A 14,641-nucleotide genomic window follows, 5' to 3' on the forward strand; every position below is an offset into this window, starting at 1 on the left:
TGCCTGCTCGCTGCGCTTGGCCGCATCCCGCCTCAAGGGAACCACACCTGCGGCCGGGCAAAGCCGGTTCCCCGGTGTTTCCGGACAGCCCGCCACACTTCACCGTTTTCCATGAGCCTCAAGCCCCTTCTCCCCGGCAGCCCTTCCGTCCACCCTGGCCAGCAGACCACGCTGGGCGTGATGGGAGGGGGCCAGCTCGGCCGCATGTTCGTGCAGGCGGCGCAGGCCATGGGTTATTTCACCGTGGTGCTCGATCCCGATCCCGCCAGCCCGGCCGGGCTGGTGAGCCACCACCACATCAAGACCGCCTACGACGACGAAGCCGGCCTGGCCCAGCTGGCGCAGCGCTGCGACGCCATCACCACCGAATTCGAGAACGTGCCGGCGCAGGCACTGGAACGGCTGGCGGCACAACGCCCGGTGGCGCCCTCGGCCGCCTGCGTGGCGGTGGCGCAGGACCGCGCCAAGGAAAAGGCCCACTTCGTCGCCTGTGCCGTGCTCAGCGGCGTGTCACCGGCACCGCACGCGGTCATCACCACCGACGCGGCGCTGGCCGCCGTGCCGGCCAACCTGCTGCCCGGCATCCTGAAAACCAGTCGCATGGGTTACGACGGCAAGGGCCAGGTGCGGGTGCGCACGCGCGAGGAACTCGCCGCCGCCTGGGACGGGCTGGACAAGGTGCCCTGCGTGCTGGAGAAGATGCTGCAGTTGCGCGCCGAGTGTTCGGTGATCGTGGCGCGTGGCGCCGACGGCCAGGTCATGAGCTTCCCGGTGCAGAAGAACACGCACCACGACGGCATCCTGGCCCTCACCGAGGTGCTCGACGGCGCGCTCGACCCCGCGCTGGCGCAGCGCGCCCAGGCCAGCACGGCGGCCATCGCCCAGCACCTGAACTACGTCGGCGTGTTGTGCGTGGAGTACTTCGTGGTGGAAACCGCCGACGGCACGCTCGACCTGGTGGTCAACGAAATGGCTCCGCGCCCGCACAACAGCGGCCACTACAGCCAGAACGCTTGCGACATCTCCCAATTCGAAGCCCAAGTGCGTGCGCTCGCCGGCCTGCCGCTGAACCCGCCGCGCCAGCACAGCCCGGCCAGCATGGTCAACCTGCTGGGTGACCTCTGGTTCGCGCCCAATGCGGTGCGCACCCAGGCCAGCAAGACACCCGTGTCGCCTCCCTGGGACGCGGTGCTGGCCCTGCCCGGCACCCACCTGCACCTGTACGGCAAGCTGGGCGCGCGCCCGGGCCGCAAGATGGGCCACCTCAACATCACCGGCGACAGCGTGGCCCAGGTGCGCGCCACCACGGCCCAGGTGCTGGCGCTGCTGGGCCTGCCGCCGGCATGAACCAGCGCGCCCGTTTCGGCACCGCCCCTCCACGCGAACAAGGCTGACATGCCGCTGCTGCTCAACGCCACAGACCCGGCCGCCATCGAACGCGCGGCGCAGCGCCTGGCCGCCGGTTCGCTGGTCGGCATGCCGACCGAAACCGTCTACGGCCTGGCCGCCAACGCCGACCACGCCACCGCGGTGCACCGCATCTTCGAGGCCAAGGGCCGCCCGGCCGACCACCCGCTCATCGTGCACCTGGCCGCCGGCAGCGGCGCGCAGGGCTGGCGCGCCGGCGTGGACCACTACGCACGCGAGGTGCCGGCGTTTGCCAGCGCGCTCATGCGGGCCTTCTGGCCCGGGCCGCTCACGCTCATCCTGCCGCGCCGCGAAGGCGTGGCCGCAGTCGCCGCCGGCGGCCAGGACTCGGTGGGTCTGCGCTGCCCCGCCCACCCGGTGGCGCAGGCGCTGCTGAACGCGGCGGCCGCGCACGGCGTGAGCGGCATCGCCGCGCCGAGCGCCAACCGTTTCGGGCGCGTGAGCCCCACCACCGCTGCACACGTGGCCGAGGAGTTCACGGCCTTGGCGGATGAAGATTTGCTGATCCTCGACGGCGGTGCCTGCCCGGTCGGCATCGAGTCCACCATCGTCGACTGCACGCGCGCGCAACCGGTGCTGCTGCGCCCCGGCATGCTCACCGTGGCCGAGCTCGAAGCGGCCTGCGGCCAGCCGCTGCGCGCACGCGACGAGGCCGCGCCACGCGCCTCGGGCACGCTGGAATCGCACTACGCGCCACGCGCCACCGTGCGGCTGATGGATGCCAGACAACTGCGTGCCGCGTTCCAGGTGCTGGGCAGCGATGCGAAGCACATCGCCGTGTATTCGCGTTGCCCGCTGGAGCTGCACCGCGGCGTGCCGCGCCGGCGCATGCCCGACGATGCCGCCGCCGCCGCGCAGGAACTGTTCGCGGTGCTGCGCGAACTCGACGCCACCGGCGTGCGCCTGATCTGGGTCGAAACCCCGCCGGCCGACGCAGCCTGGGACGGCGTGCGCGACCGCCTGCAGCGCGCCGCTGCCTGAACCGCCGCGCGGGTCGGGGGTCTCAGGCCACGGCGCGTCGCATCACTTCCAGCCTTTGGCCTCCAGAGCGCGCACGACCAGCTGGCCCATCAGTTCGTTGGTGCGCGGCGTGCCGTGGAAATCGTCGGAGAACACATAGGTGCGCCACCAGTTCGCGCCAGTCTCGCCCACGGGCGGTGCCGCGCTGAGAGAGGTGTCGGTGCAGGTGGCGATGGCGTAGCTGGGCAAGCCTTGTGTATCAGTGCCCGTGCGGGGGCAAGCGGGCCTCGTGGTGTTGGTGAGCCCGAACTGCGCCGGCGTGTCGAGCCACCGGTTGAGCTCGGCGTAAAAGTCCACCACCGCCACACGGCTTTGTGCGGCGAAGCGGGTCTTGAGCTGGTTGTTCAATGCCACCGTCCACTGGTTCACCAGCGCCCTGATCGCGGCGACCTGGGCATCCCCATTGCCACCCGCGCCATCCACCTGGAGCTTCACGCCCGCCAGCACCGCGAGGAACTTGGGGGTGCGGGTGATGTCGGGCACCGTGATCACCACGACGCGCTGCGCATCCCGGTCCAGCGCTTCGCTGGTGATGGCATTGGCCAATGCGTCCGCCAGCTTGACGGCATAGGCGGTGCCAATCGCAGGCAACGTGCCCGCCGCCGCCGTCTCGCCTGGGGTCAACAACTCGCCCGTCAGCGCACCGAACGCCACCCCGGCGTCGGCGGCAGCTCCCAGGTAGGCACTCGTCAGGTCGGCCAGATCGTTGCCACCACCGTCAACCAGCAACAGTTCCTGCGGGCTATAGGGTCCTTGAGCGCGTACGTCCTTGAGCTGCTGCACCACCGAGCGGGGGGTCGCGTCAAAAGTCGTACCTGTCGGGTTGATGGTCGCGCCACCGACGCCGTAGCTGGTGCAGGTGGACGGTGCGGGTTTCACATCCAGGGTGTTGGTGTAGCGCGGGCACAGCGCCGGCGCGGAAACGGCGGCCGCCACGTGTTCGGTCCAGATCGCGTACGGCGTGGTCGCGTTCTGCACGGTGAACTTCAGACCGAAGGTGCCGCTGTCGCTCAGGCTGTCGCCCACCACTTTCACGGCACTGGTGACCACCGCTGGTGGGGGCGGGCTGTCATCACCCCCTCCGCCTCCACAGGCCACAAGAAACACGGCGGACGCGGCAAGGGCGAGACGGGTGCGCAGGAACATGGAAATGTCTCCGGGGGATGTGGGGATGGGGGTGGAAAAGAACGACCGTTCTTTTGCAGCATGCTAAGGAGGCACGCCCAGCCGCACCAGAGGGTTTACGCGGGGCGGCATGCCCTCGCGCGTTTCTCGCGCCCGCGCCGACGGCCGACGACCGTACTTAGTCGGGCTGAGCCGCGATCCACTCCAGCAGCGCGTCGAGCGCGGGCCGGGCCGCGCCGGCATTGGGGTGGTTGATGAAGGCCACCACGGCGTAGCGCGCGCCATTCACCGCGTTCACGTAGCCGGCGATGCCGGTGACGTCGCGCAAGGTGCCGGTCTTGATCCAGGCGTTGCCGCGCGCCGCGCTCTGCCCGCCGCGGGCCATGCGCGCGGCCGTGCCGCTCACCCCGGCCACCGACAGCGACTGCACGAACTGCAGCGCCTGCGGGTGGTAGGCCGCGTGCCGCAGCAGGCCGGCCAGCGCCTCGGGCGTGATGCGCTCGTCGCGCGACAGGCCCGAGCCGTTGTCGAGCAGCGGGCCCGGCACACGCGGGCCGAAGGTGCGCGTCCACCAGTCGCTCACCACCTGGCGCGAATACTCGAAGCGCGCCGGGCGCGAAGGCACCAGCCGCTCCGCCGCCGCGCCGGGCGCCACCACCGACAGCACCGGCGTGCTGGTCTGCGGCCGTGCCAGCTGCCCCAGCGTGAGGAACACCTGCTGTGCCATCACGTTGTTGCTCCACTGGTTCACGTCCACGATGATTTCGGACAGCGGCAGCGAACGCGCTTCGTGCAGCAGTTGCACCTCGGCCGGCATCACGCCGTCGCGCGCCTGGCCGGTGAGCGCACCGCCGCCGGCGCGCCACAGGCCTTCCATGGCCCGCGCGGCGTAGCTGGCGGGCTGTTGATAAGCCACCGGCCACTTGAGTTCACCGCAGGACGACGGGTAGCGGCCGTCGAAACGGATGCGGTCGGGGTCGTCGAACCGGGCCGACAGGCCGGTGCGCCAGTCACCGCACGAGGTGCGTGCGAGCGGCACGGTGGCATCCACCTGCAGGCCGGCCAGCGGCGGCTCGCTGATCACATGGGCCACACCGGCCGCCGGATCGGGCTGGAAGGTGAGGATGACCGACTTGAAATTGACCAGCAGGGCGTCGGGCGTGGCGTTGTAGGGGCGCAGGGACTCGCCGTCGAAAGCGCCCGGGTCCATTGGCGGCAGCTCGAACGCGCTGTGGTCGAGCACCAGGTCGCCCAGGATCACGTGCACGCCCTTGGCCTGCAGGGCCAGGTAAGCCTCCTGGATGCGCTCCAGCACGAACTTCGGGTCACCGCCGCCGCGCACATAGAGGTTGCCGCGCAGCGTGCCGTTCTCCACCTTGCCGTCGGTGTAGAAGCGGGTGTTCCAGGTGAAGTCGCTGCCCAGCAGGTCGATCGCGGCGTAGGTGGTGACCAGCTTCATCACAGAAGCCGGGTTGACCGGCGTGCCGGCACCCTGGCGCAGCCGCTCGTGGGCGTCCGGATCGACCGACACCACCAGCGCCGACAGCGCACTGGCCGGCACCTGGGCCCGGGCCAGCGCCGCCAACACCGCCGGCGGCAAGGCCGCGCCGCCACGGCCGGTCGGCACCTGGGCGCAGGCCGGCAGCACCAGGCTGGCCAGCAGGGCCAGGCCGAGCCGGCGCAGCCAGCGGGTGGGCAACGGCGGGGAGGCGACGGCGGACGGTGGGCGCATGGGCTTCGATTATGGGACGCGAGGGCAACCGGGCCGGGTACAAAGCCCTCAATGGGCGCCGGGCAAGACGGCCGGTGCTGTACCCGCGCCACAGCGGCGGCTTCGCACGGTGGTCGATAATCCCCCGATGCCCGCCGCCCCACGACTGCTCGCGATCGAAACCAGCACCGACACCCTTTCGGTGGCCTTGGGCACGGGCGCGCCGGACGGCCCCCTGTGGCAACACAGCGGCCCGGGTGGCGCCATGGCGTCCACCACGCTGCTGCCGCTGGTGCGTCAACTGCTCGACGCCTCCGGCTGGGCCCTGTCCAGCCTGGACGCGGTGGTGTTCGGCCGCGGCCCGGGCTCCTTCACCGGTCTGCGCACCGCCTGTGCCGTGGCCCAGGGCCTGGCCTACGGCGCGCAGGACAGCGCCCGCCCCGAAGGCCTGCCGGTGTTGCCGGTGGACACGCTGCTGGCGCTGGCCGAAGAGACCCGCCACGCCCACCAGCAAGCCGGCGAGCCCGCCCCCGACGCCATCGCCGCGCTGCTCGACGCGCGCATGGGCGAGCTCTACGTTGCGCTGTACAGCAACACCCCGGCCGGCCTGGTGCCGCTGTCGCCCGCGCAGCTGTGCGCACCGGCCGACCTGGCAGCCCACCTCGACGGCCAGCTGCGCGCCAGCCTGCCACCGGGTGCCACCGCACTGCTGGCCGGCAATGTGTTCGAGGCCTACGCCGCGGCACTCGCCGGCCTGCCCGGCCCCCGCCGCCCGGCCCTGCCCGGCGCCAATGCGCTGCTGCGCCTGGCACCCGCCCTGCTTGCCGCCGGCCACGGCCAGCGCGCCCACGACGCCCTGCCGCTGTACGTGCGCGACAAGGTCGCGCAGACCACCGACGAACGCGAACGGCAGCGCGTGGCCACGGCCACCGCGGCCACCGTTTCCTGAGGCCCGCGCCATGGACCACTCGGTGAACGCCCTGCTCGGCGCCGTGGCCAACCGCCTGGCCCACCCGGACATCGCGCCGGCACAGCCCGCCTGGCCGGTGCCGGCCACGCCGCGCCGCGCCACGGCAGCGGAACGCCGCATCCATTTCGCCACCATGACCGAGGCCGACCTCGACACGGTGCACGCGGTGGAAACCTCAGCCTACACCCACCCCTGGTCGCGCAAGCACTTTCACGACTCGCTGCTGGCCGGCTACCCGGCCGTGATGCTGCTCGGCGAGCGCCTGCCCGGCGAGCGCCCACACCCCACACGCAGCGACGACCGGCTGCCGCTGGGTTACCTGGTTGCCATGCCGGGCGTGGAAGAAGTGCACCTGCTCAACATCACCGTGGCGCCGGCCCACCAGCGCCAGGGCTGGGCGCGTTTCATGCTCGACGCCCTGGTGCTCTGGTCGCGTGGCCAGCAGGCGCAATGGCTGTGGCTGGAAGTGCGCCAGAGCAACCTGCCCGCGCGCCGGCTGTACGAGCAATACGGCTTCAACCAGGTCGGGCTGCGCAAGGCCTACTACCCGGCTGGCGCCCTGCAACGCGAGGACGCGGTGGTCATGAGCCTGAACCTGATCGCATCGGCACATACGCGGGAGGCGGCACCATGAGCGAAGCCGACACCTCCTTCGTGCCGCAACTCGACGCGCGCCAGCGCGCCATGCTGGCCGAGATGGGCGTGCGCGTCTGGGCACCACGCCCGGTCGCGGCCACGGCACCAGCGCAGAACGAGACCGCCAAGGCAGCCGTTGCCGCGCCTGCCCCGGTGGTGGCACGCGCTGCGCCGGTCGCGCCCCCGGCCAGTGCGGCACCCGCACGCGCCGTCGCACCGGCGGCCCCGACCGTGGCCGCTCCGGTGGCGGACGTGGCACAGGTGCCGCGCATCGCCGGCGTGGAGCTGATGGACTGGGCCACGCTGCGCGACACGGTGGCCGGCTGCACCGCCTGCGGCCTGTGCCAGGGACGCAAGAACACGGTGTTCGGCGTCGGTGACCAACAGGCCGACTGGATGATCGTCGGCGAAGCCCCGGGCGAGAACGAAGACCGCCTGGGCGAACCCTTCGTGGGTGCGGCCGGCCAGTTGCTCGACAACATGCTGCGCGCCGTCGGCCGCAGCCGCAGCGGCCAGGGCGCGCAAGGCAGCTACATCGCCAACGTGATCAAGTGCCGCCCGCCCGCCAACCGCAACCCGCAGCCGGACGAAGTGGCGCGCTGCGAACCCTATCTGGCGCGCCAGGTGGCGCTGGTGCAGCCCAAGGTGATCGTCGCCATGGGGCGCTTTGCGGTGCAGTCACTGCTGAAGACCAACGAACCCATCGGCCGCCTGCGCGGCAAGGTGCACCGCTACGAAGGCGTGCCGGTGATCGTGTCCTACCACCCGGCCTACCTGCTGCGCACGCCGGGCGACAAGGCCAAGGCCTGGGCCGACCTGTGCCTGGCGATGGACACGCTGGAAAACGCCTGAGCCGGGGCCACGAACCGGCGCCGGGCCGCCCCAAGCCGGATCAGCCCCCCGGGGGGGCAGCGACCCGCGCAACGGCGGAGCGTGGGGGCCACGGTCCGGCGCCGGGCCGCCCCAAGCCGGATCAGCCCCCTCGGGGGGCAGCGACCCGCGCAGCGGCGGAGCGTGGGGGCCACAACACCGAAGCAATCGCCACCATCACCAGCACGATGGCAGCCCAGTCCTGCCAGTGCAGCACTTCCCCCAGCCACCAGGCACCGCTGAACACGCCGAGCACCGGGATGAACATCACCGACAACGTGGAAGCAATCGGCGGCAGCTCGCGCGCCAGCGACAGCCAGGCCACCTGCGCAAACGCAAACACCCCCAGCGCGTTGTAGACGATGGCCCACCAGATGCCGGTGCCGGGCCAGGCCCAGGCATCGCGTTCGAACAGCACCGAGAGCACGGTCATCCACACGGTGGTGATGGCGATCAGCCAGAACGAGATGGTCAGCGTGGGCTGCGGGATGCGGGTGCGGCGCAGCAGCTGCGTGCCCAGCGCCCAGGTCGCGGCGGCCACCAGCATCATCACCACACCCAGCGGCTTGCCCGAGAGCTGGGTCAGCTCGTGCCACAGCAGCAGGCCGACGCCGAGCGCGGCCGCCGCCACGCCGCCCCAGGCGCGCGCGCTCAGGCGCTGGCCGAACCACCAGGCGCCGGCCAGCGCGGAAAACACCGGCATGGTGTAGCCCAGGATGGCCGAGCGCCCGCTGGACAGGGTCTGGATCGCCAGGATCGCCAGCGTGTGCCAGAACAGCATGTTCAGCACCGTGAGCAAGGCCAGCTCGGGCCAGTGCTCGCGCGGGATGCGAAACGGCACGCGCCGCCGCCACAGCACCAGGGCCAGCACCGGCAGCCCCAGCCACATGCAGATGGTGCGGAAGGTCAGCGGCGGGAAACCGGTGACGCCGTACTTCATGATCGGCCAGTTGATGCCCCAGACCAGGGTGACGAGAACGAGCAGAACCAGTTGCTGTCGGGTGAGTGCGTGCATGGCGGCGATCTTAGGTGGGCGCGCACGCCGGCGCCGTCGCGGGCCGGCCAGAACCTTGCGGCGGGCCGCCAACTAAAATCCCCGCCATGACCTTTCTCGACATGCTGCGCGACGCCGAGCGCCTGAACCGTTCCCTGTTGTGCGTGGGCCTGGACCCCGATCCCGCCCGTTTCCCGGCGCACCTGAAGAACGACGCCAGCCGCATCTACGACTTCTGCGCCGCCATCGTCGACGCCACGGCCGACACCGCCATCGCCTTCAAGCCACAGATCGCCTACTTCGCCGCCCACCGCGCCGAGGCCCAGCTGGAGCGCCTGATGGCCCACATGCGCAGCGTGGCACCGCAGGTGCCGGTGATCCTGGACGCCAAGCGCGGCGACATCGGCAGCACCGCGCAGCAGTACGCCATCGAAGCCTTCGAGCGTTACGGTGCCGACGCCGTCACGCTCTCGCCCTTCATGGGTTTCGACTCGGTGCAGCCCTACCTGCAGTACCACGGCAAGGGCGCCTTCCTGCTCTGCCGCACCTCCAACCCCGGCGGCGACGACCTGCAGAACCAGCGCCTGGCCTCGGTGGACGGCCAGCCGCTGCTGTACGAACACGTGGCGCGCCTGGCGCAAGGACCGTGGAACCTGAACGGCCAGCTCGGCCTGGTGGTGGGCGCCACCTACCCGGCCGAAATCGAGCGCGTGCGCGCACTCGCGCCCACCCTGCCCCTGCTGATTCCGGGCGTGGGTGCCCAGGGCGGCGACGCCGTGGCCACCGTGAAAGCCGGCCTGCGCACGCAGGGTGACGCCACCACCGGCCCGATCATCGTGAACTCCTCGCGCGCCATCCTGTACGCCTCCGGCGACGCCGACTTTGCCGACGCGGCCCGGCGCGTGGCGCTCAAAACCCGAGACGATTTGCAGCAGGCGCGCAGCTGAATTTCGACGGATGGTGGTCCGTATACCCCTGGACGGTATGCGCATCCGGCGGCGGCCGCGGCGGCACCACAGCGAGGTGTAACACCTTGAAATTCGCGCCCCGGGCCTGACGGCAGCTTCCTACACTCGCGCTCGACGAGTCGAGGAGGAATCGCCAGATGGACATTGACGCACCTGAAAAAACCGCCGGCGTGGGCAGCATGATCGCCCCGCAACACGAGCCGGCCACCGCAGCCGACACCGAAGACACCAAGCCCTTGCACGCGCTGACCCCGCTGGCAGCCGCTGCCTTGCTGGCCGCTTGCGGCGGCGGCAGTGGTGGTGGCGGCGGCGATGGTGGCAACGCGCCACCGGCCACCGGCACGGTGAACTTTCCCACGGCAGGCTTCACACACCCCAGCGCCTCCACCGACGCGGAGGCGGCGCGCTTTCTGCAGCAGGCGCAGTTCTCGTCCAACAAGGAAGAGATTGCCGAACTGCGTGGCACCAGCTACGCGCAATGGCTGGCCAACCAGTTCGTGCGTTACCAGGGCATCACCGGCTGGAACTGGCTGGAGGCGCGCGGTTACGGCGTGGTCGACAGCAATAACTATTTCTTCAACCACTACCCGGCCGACTTCATGATCTGGAGCCAGCTGCTGAGCGGCCCGGACATGATGCGCAAGCGCATCGCACTGGCGCTGTCCGAGTTCTTCGTCAGCTCGCTCACCTCGGCCGAGTTCACCTGGCGCGCCCATGCCTACGCGAGCTGGTGGGACACGCTGGCGCGCAACGCCTTCGGCAACTACCGCCAGTTGCTGGAAGAGGTGACCCTGCACCCGGCCATGGGGTATTTCCTCAACACCAAGGGCAACCAGAAAGAGAACAACAACGGCCGCGTGCCCGATGAGAACTACGCCCGCGAGGTGATGCAGCTCTTCACCATCGGCGTCTACGAACTCAACCTCGACGGCAGCGTCAAGACCAACGGCGGCCAGCCGGTGGAGAGCTACACCCAGGCCGACGTGACCGGCCTGGCGCGCGTGTTCACGGGTTACGACTTCGACACCTCCGACGGTGTGCGCCACACACCGGTGGGTCAGAACTACACCATCGAGTCGCGCGCGTTCGCGGGCAAACGCATGTCGTTCAACGCCAACCGGCACTCCAACCTGGAAGCGCGTTTTCTCGGCACCACGGTGCCGGCCAACACGCCGGGTGCGGCGGCGCTGAAGATGGCGCTGGACACGCTGTTCAACCACCCCAACGCGGGGCCCTTCTTCGCGCGCCAGATGATCCAGCGGCTGGTGACCAGCAACCCCAGCCCGGCCTACGTGGCCCGCGTCGCGGCCCGCTTCAACGACAACGGTGCCGGCGAACGTGGCGACCTCAAGGCGGTGTGGTCCGCCATCCTGCTCGACGACGAAGCGCGCGGCCCGCAGTCATTGCAGAGCACCACCTTCGGCAAGCTGCGTGAACCCATGCTGCGTTTCATCCAGTGGGCGCGCACCTTTGGCGCCACCTCGGCGGCCGGCAGCTGGAAGATCTTCGATCTTGGCGGCACCGCCGATGCCCTGGGCCAGAGCCCCTTGCGCGCGCCCTCTGTGTTCAACTTCTTCCGCCCGGGTTATGTGCCGCCGGGCACGACGCTCTCGCCGACAGGCGCCACCGCACCCGAGTTCCAGCTGGTCAACGAGACCACGGTGGGCGGTTACCTGAACTTCATGCAGCGCACGATCGAGCGCGGCATCCACTGCCCCAACCCGGCGGTGCCGCAAGCCGCGTGGGACGCCTACGCCTACGACGTGCAGGCCAACTACACACCCGAGCTCGCGCTGGTGGCCGACGCCAATGCACTCGTCAACCACGTGTGCCTGGTGCTGGCGGCAGACCAGATCTCGGGCGCATCGCGCACGCTGATGGTCAACGCACTCAACGCCACCAACGTCACCACCGCCAGCGACATCACCGTCAAACGGCGGCGGGTCTGGGCCGCCATCCTGATGGTGATGGCCTGCCCCGAATACCTGATCCAGAAATAAGCAAGGGGCCCAGCATGCACCTCATCCAGCCCCAACTGCACACGCGCCGCGCCTTCCTGCGCCGCGCCGGCCAGCTCGCCTTCACCGGCGCGGCCCTGCCCACCGCCCTGAACCTCGCCGCCATGGGCGAGGCAGCGGCCTTCAACGCCACCGACTACAAGGCCCTGGTCTGCATCTTCCTCAACGGCGGCAACGACTACGCCAACACCGTCGTCAACTACGACAGCAGCAGCCACCAGCAGTACAGCACGGTGCGCGGCAACATCGCGCTGGCGCAGGCCGCGCTCACGCCCACGCTGCTCACGCCCGACGTGATCCTGCCCGGCGGCAAGCAGTACGCGCTGCACCCGGCCATGACCGGCCTGGCCCGCGTGTTCCACGAAGGCAAGGCGGCGGTGCAGCTCAACGTGGGCCCGCTGGTGGTGCCGCTCACGCGCCAGCAGTACCTGGGCAGCAACCGCACGCTCTACCCGCTGCCACCCAAGCTGTTCTCGCACAACGACCAGCAGTCGGTCTGGCAGTCTTCGCAGCCCGAAGGCGCCACCACCGGCTGGGGCGGCCACCTCGGTGACCTCGCCATCGGCGCCAACGCCAACGGCACCTCGCTGTTCACCTGCATCTCCGTCACCGGCAACACGGTCTTCCTGTCGGGCGACACCGCACTGTCCTACCAGGTCGGCAGCGGCGGCCCGGTCAAGATCAACAGCCTGACCGACAACTCGGTCTACAACTCGCAGGCGGTGAAAGCGGCCATGATGGCGCTCTCGATGCAGGAACGCGACCACGTGCTGGAGAAGGAATACAACCTCGTCACCAGCCGCGCCCATGGTGCTTACCAGCAGATCTCGGGCGCGCTGGCCGACTTCCCGGCCGACGATGCGCGCTTCAACCGCTTCTTCACCAACGGCAACAGCCTCGCCGGCCAGCTCAAGATGGTCGCGCGCCTGATCGCCGCCCAGGCCAAGATGCAGACCAAGCGCCAGGTGTTCTTCGTCTCCATGGGCGGCTTCGACCTGCACGACAACCTGCTCAACGGCCAGAACACGCTGATGGAGCGCCTGAGCGCAGCCCTGACCGCGTTCTACGACACCACGGCCGCGCTCGGCGTGGCCGACAAGGTCACGGCCTTCACCGCCTCCGACTTCGGCCGCACGCTGACCTCCAACGGCGACGGCTCCGACCACGGCTGGGGCAGCCACCACTTCATGGTGGGCGGCGCGGTGCAGGGCAAGGCCTTCTACGGCAAGGCCCCGCCGGTGAGCGTGACCAACTCCACCACCGACACCAACGACCAGTGGCACGTGGGCCAGGGCCGCCTGCTGCCGAGCACCTCGGTCGACCAGTACGCCGGCACGCTGGCGCGCTGGTTCGGCGTGGAGAACTCCGAGTTGAACGGCATCCTGCCCAACCTGCGCAACTTCGACAACGCCGACTACCCGAGGAACCTCGGCTTCATGCGCATGGCGTGACGGCAGGACGCCGGTGCCTCGCCGCACCGGTGTTGCCGAGCGGACAGCCATGGCGGCACAGCCTCACTAAGATGGCCCCCTCTTCTCCAGCGGGCCTCAGCATGATCGACCTCTACACCGCCGCCACGCCCAATGGGCACAAGGTGTCCATCGCGCTCGAAGAGCTCGGCCTGCCCTACACGCTCCAGGTGCTCAAGCTGAGCGAGGGCGAGCAGAAGCTGCCGGGCTTTCTCGCCATCAACCCGAACGGCCGCATCCCGGCCATCGTCGACCACGCGGCCGACGGGTTTGCGGTGTTCGAGTCCGGCGCCTGCCTGGTTTACCTGGCCGAGAAAACCGGCCAGCTGATGCCCACCGACGTGAAGGGCCGCTCGCGCGTGATGCAGTGGCTGATGTTCCAGATGGGCGGGGTCGGCCCCATGATGGGCCAGGCCAACGTGTTCTTCCGCTACTTCCCCGTGAAGATCCCGGCCGCCATCGAGCGGTACCAGGGCGAGTGCAAGCGCCTGTTCCGCGTGCTCGACGGCCACCTGGCACAACACGAATTCCTGGCCGGCGACTACTCCATCGCCGACATCGCCAACTGGGCCTGGGTGCGCACGCACCGCTGGTCGGGCGTGGACATCGACGACCTGCCGCACCTCAAGCGCTGGCGCGATGCGATCCGCGCACGCCCCGCGGTGCAGCGCGGCATCGAACGGCCGGCGTCCACCATGGACCTGTCGCGCGACGGCGATACCGCCGCCCAGCGTTTTGCCGAAGACGCGCGCCGCCTGATGGAAACCGGCCAGAGCCTCAAGGCCGGCGGGGACCAGGCATGAAGCTCTACGTGTCGCCGCGCGCACCCAACCCGCGCCGGGTGCTGATGTTCCTGGTGGAGAAAAACATCAACGGCCTGGAGCTGGTCAACATCGACCTCAACGCCCAGGAGCACAAGGCCGCCACCTACCGCAGCAAGAGCCCGCTGGCGCGGGTGCCCGCGCTGGAGCTCGACGACGGCCGCGTGCTGACCGAAACCCGCGCCATCTGCACCTACATCGAAGGCCGCTACCCGACGCCCAACCTGATGGGCCAGCACGCCGAAGAGCGCGCCTTCATCGAGATGGCGGACCGGCGCATCGAGTGGTACTTCATGCTGCCGATGGCCAACGCGATCCGCCACACCCACCCGGGCCTGGCGCCACTGGAGCAGCCGCAGTTCCCGGATTTCGGCCACTCCCAGGTGGCCAAGGCACGCGAGGCCGCGGTCTGGCTCGACGCCGAACTGCAGCGCCAGCCCTGGGTGGCCGGCGAGCGCTTCACCATCGCCGACATCACCGCGTTCTGCAGCGTGGAGTTCGCCCGCCTGGCGCGCTTCAAGCCGGCCGACGAAGGCCTGCACGCGCTGCAGGCCTGGCGCGACCGGGTGGCGGCGCGGCCCAGCGCATTGGTTTAGACGAACACCCCCCTG

General features: G+C 70.1%; 13 protein-coding genes. 10 read left to right on the forward strand and 3 right to left on the reverse strand.

What is annotated here, in order from left to right; genetic code table 11:
- The first annotated feature begins 111 nt into the window (after positions 1 to 111).
- Together HPA01S_RS19485 and HPA01S_RS19490 are read left to right on the forward strand one after the other, a co-directional pair.
- On the forward strand, positions 112 to 1,347 hold the full coding sequence (locus HPA01S_RS19485) for a 5-(carboxyamino)imidazole ribonucleotide synthase (protein ID WP_066272636.1): 1,236 nt from the start codon (positions 112 to 114) through the stop codon (positions 1,345 to 1,347).
- 54 nt (positions 1,348 to 1,401) lie between these two features.
- On the forward strand, positions 1,402 to 2,409 hold the full coding sequence (locus HPA01S_RS19490; protein WP_066272659.1) for an L-threonylcarbamoyladenylate synthase: 1,008 nt from the start codon (positions 1,402 to 1,404) through the stop codon (positions 2,407 to 2,409).
- 42 nt (positions 2,410 to 2,451) lie between these two features.
- Here HPA01S_RS19490 and HPA01S_RS19495 read toward each other — a convergent pair whose 3' ends face one another.
- Entirely contained in the window at positions 2,452 to 3,594 is a 1,143-nt protein-coding gene (locus HPA01S_RS19495; protein ID WP_245638703.1) for an SGNH/GDSL hydrolase family protein, read from the reverse strand.
- Positions 3,595 to 3,751: 157 nt separating this feature from the next.
- Positions 3,752 to 5,305, reverse strand: coding sequence for a D-alanyl-D-alanine carboxypeptidase/D-alanyl-D-alanine endopeptidase (dacB, locus tag HPA01S_RS19500; RefSeq protein WP_066272640.1), 1,554 nt, complete (start codon positions 5,303 to 5,305; stop codon positions 3,752 to 3,754).
- Positions 5,306 to 5,432: 127 nt separating this feature from the next.
- Between dacB and tsaB the strand changes: the two genes are divergently transcribed.
- From tsaB to HPA01S_RS19515, 3 genes are all read left to right on the forward strand, one after another.
- The gene (gene tsaB / locus HPA01S_RS19505) at positions 5,433 to 6,233 is read left to right on the forward strand and encodes a tRNA (adenosine(37)-N6)-threonylcarbamoyltransferase complex dimerization subunit type 1 TsaB (protein WP_066272642.1); all 801 of its coding nucleotides are present in this window, start codon (positions 5,433 to 5,435) and stop codon (positions 6,231 to 6,233) included.
- A 154-nt stretch (positions 6,234 to 6,387) separates the two neighbouring features.
- Positions 6,388 to 6,888 carry a GNAT family N-acetyltransferase gene (locus HPA01S_RS19510; RefSeq protein ID WP_066272662.1) on the forward strand — a complete coding sequence of 167 codons (501 nt, stop codon included), beginning with the start codon at positions 6,388 to 6,390 and terminating at the stop codon, positions 6,886 to 6,888.
- Positions 6,885 to 7,742 (forward strand): uracil-DNA glycosylase, encoded by an 858-nt coding sequence (locus tag HPA01S_RS19515; RefSeq protein ID WP_066272643.1) that lies wholly within the window; start codon positions 6,885 to 6,887, stop codon positions 7,740 to 7,742. The genes HPA01S_RS19510 and HPA01S_RS19515 overlap by 4 nt, the downstream gene beginning before the upstream one ends.
- A 121-nt stretch (positions 7,743 to 7,863) precedes the next feature.
- On the opposite strand, the gene HPA01S_RS19520 is transcribed toward HPA01S_RS19515, so the two are convergent.
- The gene (locus HPA01S_RS19520; RefSeq protein ID WP_066272646.1) at positions 7,864 to 8,775 is read right to left on the reverse strand and encodes a DMT family transporter; all 912 of its coding nucleotides are present in this window, start codon (positions 8,773 to 8,775) and stop codon (positions 7,864 to 7,866) included.
- An 86-nt stretch (positions 8,776 to 8,861) separates the two neighbouring features.
- Here HPA01S_RS19520 and pyrF point away from each other — a divergent pair, with 86 nt between their 5' ends.
- The 5 genes from pyrF to HPA01S_RS19545 all read left to right on the forward strand — a co-directional run bounded on the left by pyrF (position 8,862) and on the right by HPA01S_RS19545 (position 14,626).
- Positions 8,862 to 9,701 carry an orotidine-5'-phosphate decarboxylase gene (pyrF, locus tag HPA01S_RS19525; RefSeq protein WP_084360838.1) on the forward strand — a complete coding sequence of 280 codons (840 nt, stop codon included), beginning with the start codon at positions 8,862 to 8,864 and terminating at the stop codon, positions 9,699 to 9,701.
- Positions 9,702 to 9,859: 158 nt separating this feature from the next.
- Positions 9,860 to 11,722: a DUF1800 domain-containing protein gene (locus tag HPA01S_RS19530; RefSeq protein ID WP_066272648.1), complete on the forward strand. Its 1,863-nt coding sequence runs from the start codon at positions 9,860 to 9,862 to the stop codon at positions 11,720 to 11,722.
- A gap of 14 nt (positions 11,723 to 11,736) precedes the next feature.
- A complete protein-coding gene (locus HPA01S_RS19535; RefSeq protein ID WP_066272654.1) occupies positions 11,737 to 13,191 on the forward strand; it encodes a DUF1501 domain-containing protein in 1,455 nt (484 codons plus the stop codon).
- 101 nt (positions 13,192 to 13,292) lie between these two features.
- Positions 13,293 to 14,012 (forward strand): glutathione S-transferase family protein, encoded by a 720-nt coding sequence (locus HPA01S_RS19540; RefSeq protein ID WP_066272655.1) that lies wholly within the window; start codon positions 13,293 to 13,295, stop codon positions 14,010 to 14,012.
- Positions 14,009 to 14,626, forward strand: a complete 618-nt coding sequence (locus HPA01S_RS19545; RefSeq protein WP_066272657.1) for a glutathione S-transferase family protein — start codon at positions 14,009 to 14,011, stop codon at positions 14,624 to 14,626. The genes HPA01S_RS19540 and HPA01S_RS19545 overlap by 4 nt, the downstream gene beginning before the upstream one ends.
- Positions 14,627 to 14,641 lie beyond the last annotated feature (15 nt).

It is taken from the genome of Hydrogenophaga palleronii NBRC 102513 (assembly GCF_001571225.1).
In the GTDB taxonomy this organism is placed as follows: Bacteria; Pseudomonadota; Gammaproteobacteria; order Burkholderiales; family Burkholderiaceae_C; genus Hydrogenophaga; species Hydrogenophaga palleronii.